The organism is Bacillus sp. URHA0034, from assembly GCF_056280405.1.
Genome location: NZ_JBWCDK010000002.1, coordinates 794,280 through 816,414, shown reverse-complemented (window position 1 = coordinate 816,414; position 22,135 = coordinate 794,280). Strand labels below are relative to the sequence as shown.

Here is a 22,135-nt window from a genome sequence, read left to right as displayed (position 1 = left end):
AGTAAGGTAGCGGTGCGATCAAGAACTTATCCGAATGTTTTTTTGCTGGTTGGTTAAATTATAAGCATCTTAACAGTGGTGGTGAAAACATGACAAAAAGGAATATTAAAACTAAATCAGGGCTGCAAAGTGCGAAAAGTATAACAAGTACCGAATTTGCTTCTGAAATGAAACCGCAAGACAAAAAAACAGAAAAAACAAGACCTTCCACATAAGCTTACAATACGCTTTAAACAAGAAAGCGCTAGGGATATGTCATCTAGCGCTTTCTAAACTAAATATACTTCCCACAGGAATGTGTTATAAAAGAGTAATGTTTCCTTTTTTGCAATCCTCGATGGTTTGATCATTCCAAACGGAAACTTGAACCTCACCAATGTGGGCTTTCCTTAAGAAAAACATACATAACCGGGACTGCCCGATTCCTCCGCCAATCGTATAAGGAACCTCTTTATTTAGGATTGCTTGATGATATTCCAACTTAGAGCGATCTTTCATGTTTGACTGTTTTAATTGGTTTAACAGCGCCTTTTCATCCACACGAATCCCCATGGATGATATTTCAAACGACCGTTCTAAGATAGGATACCATATCACAATATCACCATTTAAATTCCAATCATCATAATCTGGGGAACGTCCATCGTGCTTTTCACCAGAAAGTAATTTGCCGCCTATTTTCATAATAAAAACAGCCCCAAGTTCCTTTGCAATCGCATCTTCCCGTTGCTTCGGTGTTAAATCGGGATATCTGTTTTCAAGCTCTTGAGTGGTAATAAACTTGATGTCTTCTGGAAGAATCGGCTCAAGTTGAGGATATAGCTTATACATGTAATTTTCAGTATTTAATAAAGCCTGATAAATCTTTTGTACTTCGGATTTTAAGGTTTTTAGATTCCTTTGTTTATAGGTGATGACTTTCTCCCAGTCCCACTGGTCCACATAGATCGAATGGAGGTTATCTAGAATCTCATCCCTTCTAATGGCGTTCATATCTGTATAGAGCCCTTCGCCAACAGTAAATCCATATCTAGCTAAGGCCATTCTTTTCCATTTTGCCAAGGATTGAACTACTTCAATAGAGGAGTTTTTGATATCGTGAGCATCGAAGGAAACGATGCGCTCCACTCCATTTAGATTGTCATTTATCCCACTGCCATTTTTTAAAACAATTGGGGCGGACACTCTAATTAAGTTCAATACTCCGGATAAGTTTCGCTCAAAATGATCTTTTACTTGCTTAATTGCCATTTCCGTTTGAATCAAATTCAATGTGGATTGATAAACCCTAGGAATAAAAAGGGATTTAGCCATATTTTCGAACAACCTCCAGTTAAGACTTCTATTTTTGTAGGTCTTTACCCTGTTTACATTATGTTGGAGTGTTAATTTTGCCATCAGCATTTGCCTATAAAAAATTTTTAAAATGGATTATAAAAAAACATGGCAATAAAGTATCAATCCAATTGTGAATTTCGTTATAATGTTAAATTAAAGGGGGTGTTTACAGATGGAGAATCAGTTAAGATTGTCTGGGACTTCTTCTACTCATGCAAAGCCTATTATTAGAAAGGCGATACTTTGCATGGGGCGAAACCTTTAGTTTATCGCTGAACAAGCTTTCTAATATTTTGGCTTTGCACCTTATTTTATTGGAAAATCAAAATAAGGAGCGAGCAGAATGAAATATATTAACGCTGCTAAAGTTTTACCTAAAAATTTAATTGTGGAAATCCAAAAGTATATCCAAGGGGAAACCCTTTACATTCCGAAGCAGGAAACAGAGTATCAGAAATGGGGAACCTCAAGTGGCGGAAGACTGATGATTGATCGTCGAAATGCCGCCATTAAAAATTCTTTTAGCAGTGGCTGCAGTATCCAGCAATTAGCTGAGGAGTATTACCTTTCAACCGAAACCATCAAAAAAATTGTTTATTCACATAAAAAGTAGTAGTACTGAGGCTGACCCAAAAGGCGGTTGATGAATAATTTTTGCACACCCTGTTGATTGGAGCGGAAGGCGCGAAGACTCCTGCGGGAGTACAGGGCATGGGAGACCCCGCAGGAGCGAAGCGACGAGGAGGCTTCCCGTTCCGCCCGCGAACCGCTCGCGCCTGGAGCGGAAATCAACAGACTAATTTAATGTACAAAAAAGAAGGTGCTCCCTAAAATTATATTTTTGGGAGCACCTTCTTTTTTATGTATAAAACGTTTCTAAATCATTTTTTCCATTTTTGAAGCTGGCTTTATTCTATAAAATAAGTGTAAAGAGAAGTTCGCAAAATGATAGGAGAAATATGTGATGACCGAAAAATTTATCAAAAATGAGCAGCTAAATTTTATAAAAAAACAGATTACTTTGATTAAAGACACGACCAAAAAAAATGTACCGCAAACCGTGCTGGCTGCTGCAATTGACTTAGCCAATGCCAAAATTTTGGACCTCTTTCCAAATGCCTCACCTGCTCAACAAGAAATGCTGGATCTTTCCAGACTGAAAACAGATGACGAATATGAGCAATATATTCAGCGTATTGGGTCCTTTTTGCTGCCCTTTCCTCAAATTACTGAGCAGCAACTGAAAAAAATGTTTCCGAAGAATAAGAAATTAAAGCTACCTGATTTATCAAAAATTGATCACAGCCAGTTAACCTATTTAAGCTGGAACGATTTAAGATCCAACAAAAAATTTATCATATATGAGCTGGAAGGAAATATGGTCGGGATTGAATGTAAACTTACGCCGACTAGTAAATATAATTATTGTTCCATCTGTAATTGTTTAGGCGAGGTTGGCTATTTTTCTACTGTAACAAAAGCAAAAAAGGCTAAAAATCCGGATTATTACAAGTCCATTGGCAATCTAATTTGTGCTGATAGCAGCGAATGCAATAAAAAAATAACCAATGTCGACTATTTAATTAATTTTTTAAAGGACTCATTAGAAGTGTGAATCATGCCGGTTGCAATTTTTAGGTTTATCTTTTTAAAATACGGGTATGTAATAATTAGCTACATTCCCCCATATCCTTATGTTGCTGCAAAAATTTGACTATCTTATGGATAGTCCTTTTTTTTGATTCCAATATTTAATATAGAAAATTTTAGGCGAGTGAGCCTGCTTATATTCGTTTGTACATGACTGCTTCCTAGAGTTACCGCTTTTCTTAGTATTCATGTTATTGGTATAATACAATAAAAGCACATTTATCATTGGAAGGAGGAATGTAAATGGGGGAGCCTAATTATATCCTTGAATATATTCAAAAAAATAGAGAGCAGCTGATCAATAAGTGGTTAGATAAACTAAACAGTTTAGATGAAAAGAAGATATTAAATAGGATATCAGACCAAAGCTATCACAATATTTGTAATGAATACATAAATCTATTAATTTATGACTCTATTAATGAGGATAAAGTTAAACTCAAAATAAGTGAGTTCACTCAAAAATTAATTCAATTAGGGTGGACATTAAGTTTTATGATGGATTGTATATCCGAATTTGGTAAGATTGTTTTCTTTCAACTCACCAAAGATGAGATAGAAAAGAAGCAAATGGAGTTTGTCTGGGATTATGATATGTGGATAAGTCCGATTAATAACCAATTATACAGTCAGTACGCAGCTTCTTGGCAAAAAACGATCTCACTGCAAAGAATCGCACTTGATGAATTAGCTGCACCACTTATTCCTGTTTTTGATGATATTTCCGTTATGCCACTCGTTGGAACCATTGATACAGAGAGGGCAAAAAGTATTATGGAAAATTTGCTTGAAGGTGTTGTCAAACATCGATCCAAAGTGGTGTTAATTGATATAACAGGGGTCCCTGTAGTGGATACAATGGTGGCTCATTATATTATGCAAGCCATTGAAGCGGTTAGATTAGTTGGGGCAAAATGCTTACTTGTGGGGATAAGGCCCGAGATAGCCCAAACGATTGTGAATTTAGGAATTAATCTAAATCAGGTTATAACAAAGACCAACTTGCAAAAAGGGATTATGGCTGCGTTAGAAATGACAAATCGAAAGATTGTATCAACGGAGGAATAGAATGAATACAAGAATCCCAATTCTAAAGTTATATAATTGTTTGTTTGTTTCCATTCAGTGGGAGCTTGATGATAAAACAGCATTACAATTTCAAGAATCATTGCTTGAAAGAATACATGAAACTGGTGCTAGCGGTGTAGTGATTGATTTAACTTCTGTCGATATGATTGATTCGTTTATTGCTAAGGTTCTAGGCGATGTGATTAGTATGTCCAAATTGATGGGTGCAAAAGTGGTTTTAACTGGCATTCAACCAGCTGTAGCGATTACGTTAGTTGAACTCGGAATTCACCTCCAAGATGTACTTACAGCATTAGATCTAGAAAAGGGGTTAGAAACAATACAAAGGGAGTTGGAGGATTAAAGAATGGAAAACGAATCCTCTGTACAAATAATATCAGAATGGGATATTGTTGCAGCTAGGCAACTAGGAAGAAACATTGCCAAAGAGCTAGGATTTGGAACAGTTGACCAGGCAAGAATCACTACTGCCATTTCTGAGTTGGCACGTAATATTTATTTATATGCTGGGCATGGAGAGATTCATTTCGAGCCAGTCAATGATTTCGAAAAAAGAGGTTTAAAAGTAATGGCGGTTGATCATGGCCCAGGAATTCATGATATTCGGAGAGTGATGGAGGATGGGTTTTCCACATCTGGTGGTTTAGGGGCAGGCTTACCAGGAGTAAAACGGTTAATGGATGAATTTGATCTAATCTCAACGCTTGGAGAAGGGACCACTATTCGGGTAACAAAATGGCTTCGAGATAGGAGGGGTGGTTAGAAGATGGATTTTAAAGCGGTTTTAGAATCAAGCTATCGGGAGATTCTTCGTAGATATATAGAAGATTGTTCCGAAGCAGCACTGTATCAAGGACAAATGTTTAGCAGGAAATCGATTGAACAGCAAATATCCCCGGAAGAAATTATTAGTATCCATTGTAAAGTCTTAAAGGACCTATTTCCAGATATTAGTGCTGAAATTCTAGCATCGTTTGATTTTCTGATCGAATTTATGATGAATTATGGCTTAGCCTATCAAGAACATCTGAGCTTACGAGACCAGCAGTCTGAAATAAAATCAGAAATTGAAATTGCCGCCAGCATCCAAGAAACCTTATTAGAAACGCCAATTCCGAAGCTTGAGGAAGTAGATATTGGTGCGATAAGTATACCGGCAAAGAAAATGAATGGAGACTTTTATCGCTTTGTTCAGGATGGAAATAGTATTAGTGTTGCTATTGCAGATGTAATTGGCAAAGGAATACCTGCCGCACTTTGTATGTCTATGATGAAGTATGCAATGGATAGTGTAGCAAAGTCTAGAGAAAATCCGAATGATGTGTTAACAAATTTAAATAGAGTCGTAGAAAATAATGTGGATTCAACTATGTTTATAACTATGTTTTACGGAATATATGATTTTGTTAAGCATTCATTTACTTATGCTGCTGCGGGACATGAGGAAGGGTTCTATTATCATGCTTCTTCTCAATCCTTTGAGGACATAAAAACAAGGGGTATTGTGTTAGGGGTAGAACCAAATTTTACATATGAGCAGTATGAAAAAAAGGTTAAACCCGGAGATATGATCGTGTTACTATCGGACGGTGTGACTGAATCTAGGACAGAAAATGGATTTATTGAACGTTCGGTCATTACCGATTTAATTCAATCCTTTATGCATTTATCCGCCCAAGAAATGGTAGAAAACATTTATCGTCATTTTGAGAGACTCCAGAATTTTGAGTTAAGGGATGATTTTACGCTCATCATTTTAAAAAGAGTTTAAAACTCTCTAAGTGGGGTAGTTTTTAATGAAACATATCAACAGTAACCAAAAATCAGGAAAGGCACTTGGTAAAGATGCAGGGTGAAAAAATGCTTGAACTTGACCTTAACCAACATATTCAGGCAATTGCCTACCAAATTCCAAAGGCAGGGAATGTATTCAACGGGGATAGCTTTTTTATGAAGGTAACGTCCGATTATTTTATTTGTGTAGTTGCTGATGGTTTAGGGAGCGGGGAGCATGCTTATCATTCGTCAAACGCGATTAGTCAAGAAGTGGAAAAAAACCATGATAAAGAGGTAGAGGTATTAATTGAAAGCTGCAATCAGGTCCTAAAAAATAAAAGGGGCGCCACTATATCCATATTAAAGGTAAATTTTTTACAAAAGACTTTCACCTATAGCTCGGTTGGCAACATTCAATTTGTACTTTCTTGCCCCTCTGGCCGATTTATCTATCCACTACCTATCCTTGGATATTTATCAGGGAAGCCGCAAAAATACCGATGCGAAACATACTCTTATGAAGAGGGGGCAAAATTTATTCTTCATACGGACGGTCTTGTAATTCCCGGTATTAAGTCATTGGTAAGTTCCTCTTGCTCGGTTGAAGAAATCTCGAATTATTTAGAGAGCCATGCGAAAACAGGAAAAGACGACCTAACTTATATAGTAGGTAAACTTCTCTAACAACAACGATTCCATTGATTGGAAGTTAAATTATATATATTGGAAATTTTTAATAAAAAATTTTTCATTACTCTATTAGCGGGTATTATTATCCAGATACCTTTGTGAAGTTTAGATAGACTTACTAAGGAGGAATAAATTTTGGAAAAGCTCTATGATACTAAAAATATTTCGGACTATATTACCAACCATAATGAAGAATTTCAGAATAAACTATTATCTGAGGCTGTCAATGTTGCCTCAAACATTGAGGGTATTTTAAGAGAAGGTAATATTGACTTATTGAAAAATGCTCAAAAGCTAGTTCTTTATGTTGTGGAAAATAGAAAAGATGACCTCACCGCTTTTGCGAAAGAAGAAGGGATTGCTTGGGCGAAACATTCATTAACTCTTGCGTTCAAATTAGAATGGGTACATGCCATAAGACGCGCTTTATGGCATTTTATCAGACTTTATGATCAAATCCATGATAATCAGAAATTGGCTGAAAATTTCTTTGAGTTGGAAGAGAAGGTTAATGATGGAATCGATGAGTTTCTGAACTCATTTTTCATTAGCTATTCACAGTATAAAGATGAATTAATCCTTTCCCAAAGGCAATTAGTCGAACATCTTTCTGTACCAATTATTCCAGTTAGCCAAACGGTAGCTGTATTGCCATTGATCGGTACATTTGATTCTTATCGAATGGATATTATTGAAGAAAAAGTATTAACAGACATTTCCAAGCACAGGCTTCTAACATTAATTATTGATTTATCAGGAATATCAGATATGGACGAAGTAACCATTTCTCATTTTCAAAAAGTGTTGATTGGTATTACGTTGATGGGGTCTAAATCAGTGATAACGGGATTACGCCCAGAACTTGTCAGGAAAATGGTTCATTTAGGAATTGATCTTTCTAGTTTTACAGAAACAAAAGCAACTTTACAGCAAACATTAAATAATTATCTCAGTTAACTTATACATATTTCAGCTATTGCAGTATGAAATAGTAATTAAAAGAGAATTGAAAACCGGCTGCCGCCATTAGGCAGCCGGTTTTTTATTCTAAGAAATCATTAACCTTGTGGTAACCTTTTCCAGGGTAAATGCGCCAACTCCAGCACCTGGCCTCTCGATGCGACTTTCCTCCTATTTTGACAAAATGTTAGTTTATTAGACAGAATACGGGGTATATGTTTAATAGAAAAGATTCCGGAAATCTTTTAACATGATTAAACCATCTAAGGAGCAAACATATATGAAAAAAATAATTGGAAGTTTATCTCTGATAGTAATCCTCCTCTTGTCAACTTTCCTATCAGGATGTTCGAGTAAGAGCAGTGCTGCTAGTACGAATGGGAAGGTAGTGGTCGATTTTTGGACATTCTGGGGTTCGGAAACAAGACGACCGGTCATTGAAAAAATAGTCGACGACTTTAACAAATCGCAGGACAAAATCTTGGTTAAGCATACCTTTATCCCTTGGGGAGACATTTGGACCAAGGATCTTGCCGCTGTGGCAGCAGGAAACCCAGCCGACGTTGTAATCAATGATATCAATAGTGTTTCGCAGCGCGCCGAAAACAATCAAGCAGAGGATTTATCAAAATACATAGATCAAGATGCATTTAAAAAACAATTTTATCCAAATCTTTGGGAAACAGTCTTATATAAAAACAAGCCCTATGCAGTTCCGTTCACTACCGATACAAGATTGCTATTTTACAATAAAGATGCATTCAAAGAGGCGGGCTTAGACCCTAATAGACCGCCTGCTACCTGGAAAGAGCTTGAAGAAGATGCCAAGAAGCTAGATGTAAAAGAAGACGGCAAATATACCCGGATTGGATTTTATCCATTGTTTGGCGGCTTTGGTGCTCCCAGCTGGCTGAAAAATGCGGATAATGGCATTGGGTACGTCGAAAACGGAGAGTTAAAAATAAACACGCCAAACAAAGTAAAAGGATTAGAATGGTTAGCTGACTGGCAAAAACGCTACGGAAAAAAGACGATCCAAAACTATCAAGCTGAATTCAGTAACGGGCAAACCAATCCATTTATTGCAGGAAAAGTGGCCATGTTTACAGATGTAGCCACCTTCTATACTCAAATCCGGGATTCTGGTACAAAGATGAATTTTGGTGTAACAACCATGCCCGCATTTGATGAAAACAGCAAGCCATGGAGTGATGGCGGCGGATTCGTCGCGGAGATTCCAAAAGGAGCGAAACATCCTAAAGAAGCGATGGAATTTATTAAATACCTAACCGGGGAAAAAGCTCAAAAATACTGGGCAGAGAAGAACTATGATAACGTCGCCAATATTAAAGCGGCTGAGAGCGTTTTAAATGATTTAAATGGAAACGCTAAGACGGTGTACCGAAACGCAGTAGATTCATTGCAATATACAACCCTATCGCCAGTTCCTAATCAGTATCCAGACTATCAAGAACGCATTAATCCGCTGGTAGAGTCAGCGATTGAAGGTAAAATGACACCTGCAGCCGCCTTAACGAAGGCAGAAAAAGATGTCGCAAAGATGAAAAAATAACGACGAGAAAAGAGAAGCGTTCAGCGCTTCTCTTCCTCGTATAAGAAAGGATGAGCAGGATGGAAAAAGTAACAGCCGGTCAAGTGGATACAAGAATACCGAGTATCCCGATGAGCACACAGCAGAAAAGAGCCCATGCTCAGTCGGCTTCCAGTGTTAAATGGAAACGGAATCTGACAGGCTATGTATTTATTTTACCCTGGCTGATTGGGTTTGTTGGATTGACAGCAGGTCCCCTAGTTTTTTCCCTATTTGCCAGTTTTACAGATTATAATATTACTTCCAAAATGAATTTTATCGGCTTGGAAAACTATAAAAGAATGTTCACATTAGACGATATGTTCTGGACAGCGCTTTGGAACACTCTTTACTATGTGATTTTTTCTGTACCCTTAACAACGGCCGGAGCCATCATGATTGCGGTTTTATTAAACCAAAAGGTGATCGGGATGAAGGTGTTCCGTACTATTTACTATCTTCCATCTATTCTGTCTGGGGTAGCAGTCTACTTCTTATGGATGCAAATGTTAAGTCCGTCTACAGGATTAGTTAACCAATTTTTACACCTATTTGGAATCGAAGGTCCATCTTGGCTCTTCGACCCCCACTGGACAAAGCCGGCATTGATATTGATGAAAATGTGGAGTGTAGGGGGAGGTATGCTATTATATCTTGGCAGAATGCAAGGCATTTCTCCGTCATTATATGAAGCGGCAGATTTAGATGGAGCGAGTGGACCTCAAAAATTCTTTCACATCACTCTTCCGATGATAACGCCGATCATTTTCTTTGATATCATTACGAGTACCATTGGATCGTTTCAAATTTTTCAAGAAGCGTATGTCATGACCCAGAATGGACAAGGCGGACCAGGCAATTCGCTGCTCTTCTACAATCTACATATGTGGAACAACGCGTTCAAATCGTTTGATATGGGATATGCTTCAGCCATGGCTTGGTTCTTATTTATTATTATCATGGTGCTGACCTTTATTAATTTAAAAGCAGGCAAGAAATGGGTTTATTATGATGGAGGAGATGACAAGTGATTGGTGCTGGAGTAAGAAGGTCAGGTCAAAATAAAAAACTTAACGTCAAAAAATCGATGGTGTTTCTCATCCTTTTCTTAGGAAGTATCGTGTTACTAATTCCGCTTTGGTGGATGATCTCAACTTCTCTAAAATCCCCCGAGGAGATCATGCAATACCCTCCTTCCTTTTTTCCAAAGGGGTTTCATTTTTCGAATTACATAGAAGCATGGAAAACCGGTGACTTTACAAGATGGAGTTTGAACACCTTACTGATTGCTGTCGTAAATACAATTGGTAATGTCTTTGTCAATGCATTTATTGCCTATGGTTTTGCAAAGGTACGTTTTAAGGGAAGGAATGCGCTTTTTGTTTTGGTCCTGTCTACGATGCTGATTCCCGGTTTTGTAACAATGGTGCCGCAATATGTGTTGTTTTCAAAATTAGGTTGGATCAACACCTACCTGCCGCTCATCGTGCCGGCGTTTTTGGGAAGTGCGTTTAATATCTTTCTAATTAGACAATTTATGTTGACCATTCCGAAAGATATCATTGAGGCTGCGACGATAGACGGAGCAAGCCATTTTCGGATTTGGTGGTCGATTGCGATGCCGCTGGTTAAGCCGGCGTTAATCACAGTAGCGATTTTCTCCTTTACTGGAGCATGGAATGACTTGCTGGGACCATTATTGTATTTAAGTGATGAAAAGCTGTATACACTTCAGTTGGGGCTACAGACATTTAAAGGCAGTGTCCAGACTCAGTGGAATTATTTAATGGCCATGTCTGTGATGGTCCTGATCCCGACGATATTGATTTTCTTCCTATTCCAACAGTATTTTATCAAAGGTTCTAATATTTCTGCTGGAATGAAGGGATAAGTGATTCATAAAAAAACGGCTCTGCTTCACCGAAATCGTTTCAATAACGTTTTTGGTAAACTAGAGTCGTTTTTATTTTGCCAATACGGTTTAAAGTTTTCACGCCAATCTTAATCATTGAATTTATAAAAATCATCGAACCATTTCAAAAACAGTACCTTGGTTAAAATCAGTCACTTTCATAGAGCCGTAAACCCCTAAATAGAGTCTGGTTTGATCCAGATTCGTTCCCAAACTAACATAATAAGCGGATTGAGACCCAAAATTATAATCAGTTTCAATCACACTAAAATCATTTAGTTTACCATCTGTCCTTACCCTGGTATAAGCTAGAATCCCTCTAACCGGAGATGGAGGTTCTTTTCGGGCAAGATCGGTAAACAAAACACTTCCCGTTAAATCAGGGATGCCATTGCCCATATAGGCTTGAACACCTGTCAGGGCAGTTCCAGCAAACTTATCGGGCCTGTGATCTTTATGGAAATAATTAGTTAGAGGCTGAAGACGCCTTGTTGAGGTGTTGACCGCTTCATTGTAATAGACAATTGTTTTTTCGTCCAAAGTCGAATTATTAGTGCAGACTCTGATAATTGAAGTAGGAAAAGCACCTTCCCATCCACGCCAGCCAAAGTTAATGAATCCTTCTTGGTCAGGTTCGGTATTTCTTAGAGAAGCTTGAACAAGCTGTGTAACCGGCATGGGTTTATATTGAACGAATGAAAAAATCGACTCTGCCAAATCCTGCCCGACATTTCCCACATATTTAATGTACTGATTATAAAACCTTTGAAATGAAATGCCTGGCATATTGCGAACCCCTTTGGCCATAACCGTAAGCGTTTCTTGAATAGGGGCGGGAAGTTCATTAAAACGTGTGACCACAGGTGGATTATTGCTATAGGTATTCTTGGATACGTCGATTTCAATTATTTTTCCCGCTATTTCCAGATTATCCTGACTTAAATTAAAAGGATCATAGCCTGATCCACCATCACCGGTGGTTAAAACGAGTTTTCCTGTTTCAGGCGAAAAGTTTAAGCTATTGACACCATTATGGTTCATAAATGGTCTTCGTATGTTAAGCAATGTCCGGCGTTTTTGAGGTTGAACATTCATTGATACAATCCATTCCTCTACAGTATCAATATGATCATAGCGAGTTTCTCTATTTAACCACGTTTGGTTTAAGGTTTTGGGGTCACACGGATTAGGACTAAAATGCTCAGAAAGAGCCCCTGTACCTTGTGTTCCAGCTGCTGAATAATGAAGATAAAACAGACCGTTAGAATAAAATTCAGGATGAAAGGCTAGCCCCAGCAATCCCCGTTCATCATAACCACCACTAGATGCACCTAGTTTGATGATTTGTGGGCGGATATCTAAAAAAGTCCTAATTCCACCGTTCCCTATGTAAAAGATTTCTCCTACCTGGGTTGCAATAAATAATCCTTCGATTGAAGCACCTGGGGGCGTAGCTGTTTTTATAACAGTGGGTAAATTTATCTTACTAACAATGGGCTGTAAACGAACCATAACTTTTTTCACCTAACTTTACACCCCTTCATGTGGTTTTCTTTTATAAGAATATGGTTGAAATTGGTCTATTAGTACCAAATAGGGCTAGGGAATCTCCGCCAAGGTATCAGGGGCACTTACTTTTTAATTTGCTATAATAAAATGCCCGGGAAGTGAACCTTCTCGGGCATTTTAGTTTCCATGTAATTACGTTGTTCTTCAATTTTACAGTCATCACCATGATCTAATTGCATGAACCTCCAAAGGGAAGGCAATATGAGTTAGCAACAAACCTACATTAACATGTCATTGCGTTTATTTTTAAAAGGGATCGTTTTTTTCGGTATGGCATCATTATAGGGCATATTGCTATGTCCGTAGCTGCGATGAATGATCATATATATCAAACCCGCACCAACAACTATCACTCCTGAGAGGAGCACGATATAGTTATCATACCAAGCTGCATCTGGCGTTCTTGGCCAGCACATGTTAATCATTGCGATTATTCCGTATACGAGGGCACCAATATTGATAGGAAGACCCCACTTGCCCAATTGATACTTACCACTTGGTTTCCATCCTTTAAGTCTAGCCCGGAGTGCAGCAAGGACAACCATTTGGAATCCAAGATAAATGCCAAATGCCGCAAAACTGATTACCTTCGTAAGCGCATCTGTAGACACTTTCGATCCAAGCACAATCATAGCAGGAACAATAGCTGCAAGAAGCAGGGCATACGGAGGAATGTGACGAGCGACCGAGAACTTCTTTAAAAGGCGGCTTCCTACAATCATGTCATCACGGCCATAGGAGTAGGCAAGTCTGCTTGCAGCCGCTTGTAAACTCATCGCACATGAAAGGAAAGAAATTAACACAATTCCAAGTACAATTTTCGCACCAACCGCACCAAATGCATCGTTTAGTAATGTATCAACAGGAGTTACATCTTTACCAGCGATAACTGCTGGGATATCAGCCACTGAAAGTACTAATGCAAGACACACAAAAGTTGCTGCAGCACCGCCAATGTAAATCGTCCGGCGCATTGCCTTTGGAATGAGAACACCTGGATTCGGTACTTCTTCAGCAACATCTCCGCAAGCTTCGAACCCATAATATTGAAAAATCCCAATTAATCCAGCCGCTGCAAATGCATACAAATAGCTATGACTACCTTGAGCACCAAAAGAATCAAAGAGCACCCCAAGACCGTGATGCCTCTGTGTGACTAGCAACCAGAAACCAACGACAAGTGCACCGATAATCTCTGCAGTAAAACCAATAACTGCAGCTGCAGCGAGAACTTTTGTACCAAGAAAATTGATGATCGTAGATAGAACAAGAATCACTACTGCACAAAGAATGGTGGAGTCTACCGAAACTTTAAAACCCAGAACTTGTGCTAGGTACGGTCCAGCACCGTAGACAACACTGGCAATCGTCACAAGTAAAGCCATTAAGTAAACCCAGCCAGTCATCCACGCCCACTTGCGTCCCCATAATCTTCGCGCCCAAGGATAAACTCCTCCTGCAACAGGGTATTGTGCGACAATCTCACTGAAGACTAGTGCGACCAGTAATTGTCCGAGACCAACGGCGACAAAACTCCAAATCATTGGTGGGCCGCCTTGCGCAAGAGCATATGCAAATAGGGAGTACACACCGACTACAGGAGAAAGGTAAGTGAACCCAAGCGAAAAGTTTGCCCACGGACTCATATCACGGCGAAACTCCGATTCGTATCCAAGCGATGCCAGGTGAGCAGCATCACTATCATGATGTTCTGACATAGATCCGCTCATTTTGTTTAGATTTTCTTGCATAGTTTGACCTCCTTAGATTCTTGTTTTTTATTCTCTGGATTGTCGATAAAGTTAGGAATATTAAGTAAATTAATTTTGGATAGAGGTTGATTTTAAAGACATACCATGCCCTTTAAAATAACCTCTTTATCCCATTCCTTATTTATTGTTTGAAAACCAGCCAGTTGGTCCTACAGTAAGATTAAAGTTAATTTGTTTTACTTCTTGAAATTCATCTAATCCAAATGTTCCAAGGCTTGAACCAATTCCACTTTGCTTATAACCGTGCCATGGTGCTTCGTTATAGGTTGGTCCATAGGTGTTGATCCAAGTTATCCCAGCGCGTACTTGTTTAATCACACGCATTGCTTTTGCCCCATCTGAAGTGAATACACCGCCAGCAAGACCATAGATCGTATCATTCGCGAGTTTAATTGCTTCTTCCTCATCCTCGAACTTTTGAATAACGGCAACGGGTCCGAAGATTTCTTCTTTTACAATACGCATCTCTGGAGTTACATCAATGAATACAGTCGGTTCTACAAAGAATCCTTTATCTAAACCATTTTCAGAAAGACGCTTACCACCGCAAGCTAATGTTGCGCCTTCATTTTTACCGATTTCAATATACTCGAGAATGGTTTTCAGCTGTGCTTCACTTACAATGGCACCCATTTCGGAACCTTCTTCCAATCCAGGTCCTACTTTGATATTTTTGGCGCGTCTTACGAACTCGTCAACAAATTTATCATAAATGGTTTCTTGTACAATGATTCGGCTGCCAGCAGAACATACTTGACCTGAGCCAAAGAAAATACCAACCAAGGCATTATCCACAGCAGCTTCAAAATCAGCATCGGCAAAAATAATATTTGGTGATTTTCCACCTAGTTCAAGTGAAATCTTTTTCAAATTTCCTGCAGCATTCCGCATAATGTTTCTTCCTACCTCAGTGCTGCCTGTAAACGAAACCATATCTACATCATGGCTGCGGGCGATTACCTCACCAATTACAGAACCTTTTCCCAATACCAAGTTCACTACACCTTTTGGGACACCAACTTCATCAATAATTTCTACTAATTTCGTTGCTGTTACTGGAGTAACTTCAGCCGGTTTATACACAATTGTATTTCCGGCTGCTAAAGCAGGAGCAAATTTCCATACACTCATTAGGAAAGGGAAATTCCAAGGAACAATCAGTCCTGTAACCCCTATTGGTTCACGTACGACCATCGCTTGCATGGGATCCGCAACATGATAGGTTTCTCCATCCGGAGTTCTAATTAAACCGGCATAATAGCGGAAACAGGAGGCAGCATCGTTTATATCAATCTCAGCCTCAGCCTTGATTTTTCCATTATCTTTTACTTCAAGTTCTACTAGTTCATCGTGTTTTTCATCAATTTTATCGGCAATTTTCAGTAGGTAATCCGCCCGTTCTTGTGCACTTAGCTTAGACCAAACACCACTTTCGAACGTTTCTTTTGCTAATTTAATAGCTTCTTCGGTTTCTTCAATTGTCGCTCTAGGAGCTATAGCAATTAATTCGCCATTTGCTGGATTAATAACCTTATTGATATCAGGATTACTAGAAAGTCTCCATTCACCATTTATAAACAGCTTTAATTCTAATACTTGAGTGGTTGTTGTCATAGGATTACCTCCGGATTATTCATAATTCTATTATATTTCAAGCCTATTGTTAGTACAAATAGTAGATTGAATTTTCAGAAATTGTGAAAAAAGGTTCATTAAAGATTTAAAATGAGCTCTTTTTCAGATTCTTTTGCTCTTGAGCAACAAGTTAGGATCACTTTTTTCTCATGTCTTTCTTGATCTTTGTAAAAGTGATCGCGGTGATCAACTTTTCCTTCAACTACCTCTACTTCGCAGCTTCCACATCCACCTACTTTACAAGAATATGGAGCATCCACCCCGGCTTTTAATAAGGCTTCTAATAACGTTTCTTTTTCAGAAACTTCGACCTTCTTTTGGCTATTTGCCAAATTTACCACAAAAGATTGTTTTGGACCTTCATCAGTCGCAGCAAATAATTCAAAATGGATGGAGTGGGGTGGGTAACCGTAGTTTTCTGCGGCTGCCCTAAATTCTTTTACCATTGAAACCGGTCCGCAGAAATACACATGTGAACCAATCCGATGTTCTGCCATAGTTGAAGGTACCATTTTGTTAGGATTTTCGGTTCTTGAGAAATAGAAATGACATTTTCCAGGGTATTTTGCCTTCAAATAATGATAAAAAGGACAATCTTCTTTTGTTCTGGCTGTATAATGCAATTCAAATGATCTACCTTCAGCTGTTAAATCTTCCATCATTGTCATAAAAGGAGTAATTCCAATTCCAGCCGCATAAAACACATGATGTTTAGCAGCTTTGAAAGCTAGTGGGAAATGATTTTTAGGCCAACTGATCTCTAATTGATTTCCCTCTTTGATCTCATCATGCCAATAAACAGATCCTCCTCTTGAATGGTCATCTTTACGAATGGCAATCGCATACTTAGTCCGGTCAGTTGGATGACTAACAAGTGAGTAATTTCTTTCAATCACCTCATCGCCATTTTTTACATACGTAGCGATATGTGAACCACCCGTAAATGCAGGTAGTAATTCTTGATCAACCGGATACAAGTGGAAGCGCCTGACCAGGTTTGTTTCTTGTACTATTTTTCCTACGTATACTTTTATTTTTCCGAAAGCTCTCATACAACATTACTCCCATCGTTATGTGTCAACTCTTATTATTTATCTCGCATGTCACATCTAATTTGACGTTACGAAAGCAGGATTGTAAGGATATCCAATATATCCTTTTCGCTCTCTTGAGAAGAAAGGGCCAATTTCTAAGCTGATTTGGCAGTGATAACAAATGGTATCCGTATCTTCTGCCTCTATTTCTTGTAGATGATAGCACTTTAAACAATAAACATAACGTCTCTTCTCGCCGGAAATAAGCGTTTGAATTTCATCCTCTGAAAAACCAGCATCAATTGCCGTGTTGAAAATAGTAACCGCATCATCCCATTTAGCAGATATATAAAGTTGTGTCCCCATTTTTTGACAGTCTAGGACCTCACTAATATTTGTAATTTGTAATTCATTGTTCAACTCAAATAATTCGTATTCTTTTTGATGATTTATTTCATTAATAAATTGTTGGACTATATCTGCTTCTTTCGGTTCGGCAGAAATAATAAGTAATTTTCTTCGATCATTTCTAACCCTAAATTTTTCTACAATGGTTACTGACTGATCGAATAATACTGGGTTGTTATAGACCACTTTACATACCTCCCATCTTTTCGGCCTTAGCTTATTTGTAATTCTACTTTTTCAACTAAATTTCTCAGATATTCGACTGTCGGTTCAATAAAAGGGGTAAATCCTTTATAATCAGCCATTGGCTTAGGGATATCTGAGAGAATCGAGTAAGTTTGCTTAAGCCATTCTGGTCTTAATGCTAAATCTTCCATTGGCAGGAATTGAGTATTCAATACGAACAAAATAGCATTACTCCTTGGCATACGATAGAAAAATTGTTCTTCTACACGAAGTCTTACTAGTTTACCAGCATTTTCTGAAGTGACTAAAGAGCGTGTTGGTCCCCAAGTATCAAATGTTTCATAATTCACATCCCAACGATTCGCCATTAAATTCCAGTTGATTCTAGTCCAAGGTTCTCCAGGTAACACATTACGCAGCAAGAAATTACGAACCCGTTCAGCTAGAGGTACTCCTGTGCGTGAAACAAATGGGACAGGTCCATGAATTTCGTCAAATGACATCCCTTTATTCCAGTGAGGTGAGAATAAAGCTGCATAAGATTCTTGAGCAACTTCCAAATAAAGATTGTCATCTCGATGAACCATTAAGACAAAATCGGTGGCGAAATGACGGCCAATTAAGTCAAGCGGCTCAAGCTCGATGCTCGATGCATCACCAAAAAGGAAGGATTCAGTTTCATTTAAAATGAAATTATGAAATGTCCAATGATTACCGTTTTTTTTCAATTGGAAGTGCTCTGGGTAACGTTCAACCGCCAGATTAATTAGCATTTCGGCCACTTCCCATTGCATTTCCATTGTATGTGGATACGATTGGAACCTTACTTCCGGTTGTTCCTTCAATAATTCTCTTTTTCTTTTTATTTGTTTTTCATATTCTGGTGTTATTACTACACAATTCGTTTGATCCTTTTCAAGTTTTCTCAAGTCATTTGAATACCGGTAGTTGGTTCCTTCTTTAATAGTTTGAAAAGGGTAGGGAAATAGATCGAGAATAGTAGATTTGTACATATCAATCTCTCCTTTTATTTTTTTACCATTCTTTAATGCAATTATTGTGCCAAATCTAAAAATAAGGGTCTTAGTTGTTTTGTCTACAAATTAAATTTAAAGTATATTCTGAACATTCCACTTATAAAATCTACATTCAAAAATGAAATCATTAGAATATCCTCTTGCTCTGTCCTAAATTTGAAGGATCATTCACCCCATAGGAATTTCATAATTGAAATTCCTATTTAAATATGAAATAATTTTCCTAAATAATCTGATTTTCTTCTACAGATAAGGAAGTGTGATATGAGTGTGTCCATGATTTTATCTAATGAACAACTACTTCAAGCTTTTCAATCGAGTATGCTATCTATTTATGATGAAATTATTGTCACGAACCTTAAGGGAACTATTTTATATAGAAATGGAAATTTAAAAAACTTTTGGTCAGCCAGCTCTTCCTCAGTTCAGGGAAGGATGTTTACAGAATTAGAGGAAATCTCATTCTTTGGTGATTCCATTTTACAATTGTTAAATAGAGAGGTTCATTCTCTTCAATTAAAGGCTTGGAATGGCAATCATATTCTTATTACTCTGTTTTCTTCAAATGGAGATAATGGAGATTTAGTGATTTGGGGTTTAAAAAGTATTTCCGATCCTGTTATAGATTCAAAAGAAATAGCTAATGACCTAGATACCATTCACACTTCGTCAATGGTCGTACATAGTGAAAAAATGAAAGAGGTACTAAACACAATAGATATGGTTTCAAAAGTTTCAACAACAGTTCTTTTATTAGGAGAATCTGGTGTAGGGAAAGAAATGATTGCTAAGACCATTCATCAATTAGGAAATAGAAGGTCTAAACCTTTTATTGCAGTAAACTGTGGTGCCATTCCGGAAAATTTATTAGAAAGTGAATTATTCGGTTATGTGGGCGGCGCATTTAGTGGTGCAAACAAGAATGGTGCTCCCGGGAAATTTGAACAAGCAAATGAAGGGATTATGTTCCTCGATGAAATTGCGGAACTGCCGCTTAACTTACAAGTAAAGCTACTGCGGATTTTACAAGAAAAAGAGGTCACCCCTTTAGGAAGTTCAAAACCGATTCAAATTGACGTTCAAATTATAGCTGCAACCAATCGATCATTAGAAAAGATGGTCAGAGATGGACGATTTAGAGAGGACTTATATTACCGTTTAAATGTAGTACCAATTGAAATCCCTTCATTAAGAGAGAGAATAGAAGAAATCCCTTACTTAACCTATCATTTTATAGAAAAGTATAATACGTTGTACAAGCGCAACATGACTATTTTACCTGATGCGATAGATTTATTGTGTATTTACGATTGGCCGGGAAATGTTCGACAATTAGAGAATACGATTGAACGAATCGTTGTAACGAGTAGAGAATTGAACGTAGACTCGAGCTTAGTTTACAAATACATTCCATGGAAAAAGGGTGCTTTAAAGGAGCCTCCGATTATTAATCACATCATGCCATTGCAAGAAGCAGTTGATATCATTGAAGAACAGCTTATCAAAATGGCTATGGATAAATTCAAATCGGTTAAGCTTGCAGCTAAAGTACTCGATATAAGTCAACCTACAATGAGTAGAAAATATAAGAAAATTCGTGAGAAAATTCAAAACGAATCTCTCTCACCTTCTACTAAAAGAAACATACTGGAACAACATCTAAATAAACAATTACGATCAATGGCTATTGTTACATCTGCTGTCATTCTGCCGGAAGAAATCTCTGAATTAGTAAATCAACCTGTTTCACCATCCAATCCAACCTTTAAAAAGGTTCAGAAACAATTAACAAAAATACGTGAACAAGAAGGAATTATTGAGTGGGTCTATATTTTCCAAGTATTAGATAATAATAAAATGCTGACGATTGTGGCCGATGAAGATTTCGTGATTGCACCAGGGGAACTATATGAAGGTCCACCTGAAATGATGGAAGTCGCATTTGAGGCTCTTAATGGAGAAGCAGGAGTAACGCCTTTATATGAAGATATTTATGGAGAATGGAAAACTAGCTTTGCACCTTTAATGGATCATAACGGAAAAGTTTTGGCCATTATTGGGTTTGACCATAGCAGATCTTATATAGAAACTGAGTTAAAGAAAATAGAAAATATGTTAAAAACGAACTAGCAGATTGATAGACATTTCAGCTAATAAAAAGGCCGTACTCCTCGAAGAAATGACTGAAATGAAACTTATCAGCATTAAAAATAAATGATTTGGGGTAATACCTCCGTGCAATAAGCATTACCGCCGGACGTATTACCCTTTGTTAAGGTAATGGTGTGGTTCACTTTTATCTTCTTCACTTTGAATGCTAGCCATTGTGAGGTCGACTGTTTTGTAGTAAACCAAAGAATTGGTTTAACCATAGGCCGTGAAGTAGACAGCGGCTATCAACCCTTTCCATTTACGTTCCTCATATGCTTTTTCCGATAGTTGAGTGGTGACATGCTGTAAGTTTTTTTGAAAGCACTCGAAAAATAGGGCCCATAACTGAAACCACACTGTTCAGCGATTGATTGAATGGAATGATCTGTTTTTAATAACAAAATTCGTGCTTGCTCAAGACGATACGTATTTAAATAATCGAGTGCTGTTACTTTATAGAATCTTTTCATATACTTAGCGATTGTATTTTCATGGATATTAAATTGTTCTGCTAACAGCGTGTTTGTAATGGGTTCATGGTAATGATCTCTTATAAATTGAGCTACTTTTTCTGAAATAATGTACCCACTATCCTTGGCCATTCCTTGAGACTCTAAGAGATTAATGAGAGAAAAGAAACTGATTTGTATATCCCAAAATGATAATTCCTTATTTTCTTTCGTAGTGGCTAATAACAGCTGATCTATTTTTTTGTATATCTCCTCATAGTCTACTAATTTACACTTTTTTTGTAACTGAAGGGTATAGCTATGATTGTGAAAGTGTAAAGAGGGGATTGGAATGTCTGATTTTAACTTCCTCGGTTCAACTCCCTCTGAATAGTAACTATTTGTATAGAAATGCAGCCAATAAAATTCTGTTTCTTCATCTGTTGGCCGTGTAGAAAAATGGTGCTTTAAAGGCAGTAATACCAACATTTCGTTTTTATTTACAGTAAAATCTTTTCCATCCTCTGTTAAGTAAAGCTTCCCTTTTTTCACAAAAATCATATCGAAATACTCCAAATCACTTCTATTTGGATGCGATGTCCCTTGTTCATATTTCGTGATATTTCCTTCAATAAAAATGGGAAAAGGGGGCACAGCAATCGACACGATTTCCATACAAATCACCTCTGCATTTCTTCAATTTTTATTACTCTCAAACTTCTACATTTTTATATGAAAATTTTAAACCGTGTGAAATATCTTAAAAAGTGATTAGAATCCTTTATTTTAATTCGTTTTATTGTCTGATATATTTTAGTAGAACTTACAGTTAACGCTTTCAATTCTAATTCATTATACCTTCAAATACCTATAAATGGCACATTTATT

Annotated in this window: 22 protein-coding genes; 13 read left to right on the top strand and 9 right to left on the bottom strand. The window is 37.6% G+C overall.

All coding sequences use genetic code 11. The features are described from left to right. Positions 1–89: 89 nt before the first annotated feature. A complete protein-coding gene (locus tag ACZ9EE_RS06090) occupies positions 90–215 on the top strand; it encodes a hypothetical protein (protein WP_476025769.1) in 126 nt (41 codons plus the stop codon). A gap of 85 nt (positions 216–300) precedes the next feature. Here ACZ9EE_RS06090 and asnA read toward each other — a convergent pair whose 3' ends face one another. Then, a complete protein-coding gene (gene asnA, locus ACZ9EE_RS06085; protein WP_476025768.1) occupies positions 301–1,314 on the bottom strand; it encodes an aspartate--ammonia ligase in 1,014 nt (337 codons plus the stop codon). Positions 1,315–1,681: 367 nt separating this feature from the next. On the opposite strand from asnA, the gene ACZ9EE_RS06080 reads away from it, so the two are divergent. The 11 genes from ACZ9EE_RS06080 (at position 1,682) to ACZ9EE_RS06030 (ending at position 10,985) form a co-directional block, all read left to right on the top strand. Continuing rightward, positions 1,682–1,951: a CD3324 family protein gene (locus ACZ9EE_RS06080; protein ID WP_476025767.1), complete on the top strand. Its 270-nt coding sequence runs from the start codon at positions 1,682–1,684 to the stop codon at positions 1,949–1,951. A gap of 351 nt (positions 1,952–2,302) precedes the next feature. Then, positions 2,303–2,953: a FusB/FusC family EF-G-binding protein gene (locus ACZ9EE_RS06075; protein ID WP_476025766.1), complete on the top strand. Its 651-nt coding sequence runs from the start codon at positions 2,303–2,305 to the stop codon at positions 2,951–2,953. 278 nt (positions 2,954–3,231) lie between these two features. After that, positions 3,232–4,056, top strand: coding sequence for an STAS domain-containing protein (locus ACZ9EE_RS06070; protein WP_476025765.1), 825 nt, complete (start codon positions 3,232–3,234; stop codon positions 4,054–4,056). A gap of 1 nt (position 4,057) precedes the next feature. Next, positions 4,058–4,420, top strand: a complete 363-nt coding sequence (locus tag ACZ9EE_RS06065) for an STAS domain-containing protein (protein ID WP_476025764.1) — start codon at positions 4,058–4,060, stop codon at positions 4,418–4,420. A gap of 3 nt (positions 4,421–4,423) precedes the next feature. Continuing rightward, positions 4,424–4,840, top strand: a complete 417-nt coding sequence (locus ACZ9EE_RS06060) for an anti-sigma regulatory factor (protein ID WP_476025763.1) — start codon at positions 4,424–4,426, stop codon at positions 4,838–4,840. Positions 4,841–4,843: 3 nt separating this feature from the next. Continuing rightward, positions 4,844–5,848, top strand: coding sequence for a SpoIIE family protein phosphatase (locus tag ACZ9EE_RS06055; protein WP_476025762.1), 1,005 nt, complete (start codon positions 4,844–4,846; stop codon positions 5,846–5,848). 89 nt (positions 5,849–5,937) lie between these two features. Next, entirely contained in the window at positions 5,938–6,537 is a 600-nt protein-coding gene (locus tag ACZ9EE_RS06050; RefSeq protein WP_476032871.1) for a PP2C family serine/threonine-protein phosphatase, read from the top strand. A gap of 141 nt (positions 6,538–6,678) precedes the next feature. Beyond that, positions 6,679–7,500, top strand: a complete 822-nt coding sequence (locus ACZ9EE_RS06045; protein WP_476025761.1) for an STAS domain-containing protein — start codon at positions 6,679–6,681, stop codon at positions 7,498–7,500. Between the two features lie 283 nt (positions 7,501–7,783). Continuing rightward, on the top strand, positions 7,784–9,076 hold the full coding sequence (locus tag ACZ9EE_RS06040) for an ABC transporter substrate-binding protein (protein ID WP_476025760.1): 1,293 nt from the start codon (positions 7,784–7,786) through the stop codon (positions 9,074–9,076). Positions 9,077–9,135: 59 nt separating this feature from the next. Then, entirely contained in the window at positions 9,136–10,125 is a 990-nt protein-coding gene (locus ACZ9EE_RS06035; protein ID WP_476025759.1) for a carbohydrate ABC transporter permease, read from the top strand. Beyond that, positions 10,122–10,985: a carbohydrate ABC transporter permease gene (locus tag ACZ9EE_RS06030; protein WP_476025757.1), complete on the top strand. Its 864-nt coding sequence runs from the start codon at positions 10,122–10,124 to the stop codon at positions 10,983–10,985. Before ACZ9EE_RS06035 ends, ACZ9EE_RS06030 begins: the two co-directional genes overlap by 4 nt. A 132-nt stretch (positions 10,986–11,117) precedes the next feature. Here the strand turns inward: ACZ9EE_RS06030 and ACZ9EE_RS06025 are convergent, their stop codons facing one another. From ACZ9EE_RS06025 to ACZ9EE_RS06000, 6 genes are all read right to left on the bottom strand, one after another. Next, positions 11,118–12,518: a PQQ-dependent sugar dehydrogenase gene (locus tag ACZ9EE_RS06025; protein WP_476032870.1), complete on the bottom strand. Its 1,401-nt coding sequence runs from the start codon at positions 12,516–12,518 to the stop codon at positions 11,118–11,120. Between the two features lie 275 nt (positions 12,519–12,793). Further along, positions 12,794–14,326 carry an APC family permease gene (locus ACZ9EE_RS06020; RefSeq protein ID WP_476025755.1) on the bottom strand — a complete coding sequence of 511 codons (1,533 nt, stop codon included), beginning with the start codon at positions 14,324–14,326 and terminating at the stop codon, positions 12,794–12,796. A gap of 138 nt (positions 14,327–14,464) precedes the next feature. Beyond that, positions 14,465–15,961, bottom strand: a complete 1,497-nt coding sequence (locus tag ACZ9EE_RS06015; RefSeq protein WP_476025754.1) for an aldehyde dehydrogenase family protein — start codon at positions 15,959–15,961, stop codon at positions 14,465–14,467. Positions 15,962–16,059: 98 nt separating this feature from the next. Further along, positions 16,060–17,034, bottom strand: a complete 975-nt coding sequence (locus ACZ9EE_RS06010; RefSeq protein WP_476025753.1) for a PDR/VanB family oxidoreductase — start codon at positions 17,032–17,034, stop codon at positions 16,060–16,062. A 57-nt stretch (positions 17,035–17,091) separates the two neighbouring features. Then, positions 17,092–17,610 carry a dimethylamine monooxygenase subunit DmmA family protein gene (locus ACZ9EE_RS06005; RefSeq protein WP_476025752.1) on the bottom strand — a complete coding sequence of 173 codons (519 nt, stop codon included), beginning with the start codon at positions 17,608–17,610 and terminating at the stop codon, positions 17,092–17,094. A gap of 26 nt (positions 17,611–17,636) precedes the next feature. Next, positions 17,637–18,623: a heme-dependent oxidative N-demethylase family protein gene (locus ACZ9EE_RS06000; protein ID WP_476025751.1), complete on the bottom strand. Its 987-nt coding sequence runs from the start codon at positions 18,621–18,623 to the stop codon at positions 17,637–17,639. A 288-nt stretch (positions 18,624–18,911) separates the two neighbouring features. On the opposite strand from ACZ9EE_RS06000, the gene ACZ9EE_RS05995 reads away from it, so the two are divergent. Continuing rightward, a complete protein-coding gene (locus ACZ9EE_RS05995; RefSeq protein ID WP_476025750.1) occupies positions 18,912–20,777 on the top strand; it encodes a sigma-54 interaction domain-containing protein in 1,866 nt (621 codons plus the stop codon). A gap of 74 nt (positions 20,778–20,851) precedes the next feature. On the opposite strand, the gene ACZ9EE_RS05990 is transcribed toward ACZ9EE_RS05995, so the two are convergent. Both ACZ9EE_RS05990 and ACZ9EE_RS05985 read right to left on the bottom strand, forming a co-directional pair. Further along, entirely contained in the window at positions 20,852–21,019 is a 168-nt protein-coding gene (locus ACZ9EE_RS05990) for a hypothetical protein (protein ID WP_476025749.1), read from the bottom strand. Between the two features lie 24 nt (positions 21,020–21,043). After that, entirely contained in the window at positions 21,044–21,922 is an 879-nt protein-coding gene (locus ACZ9EE_RS05985; protein ID WP_476025748.1) for an AraC family transcriptional regulator, read from the bottom strand. Positions 21,923–22,135: the final 213 nt, after the last annotated feature.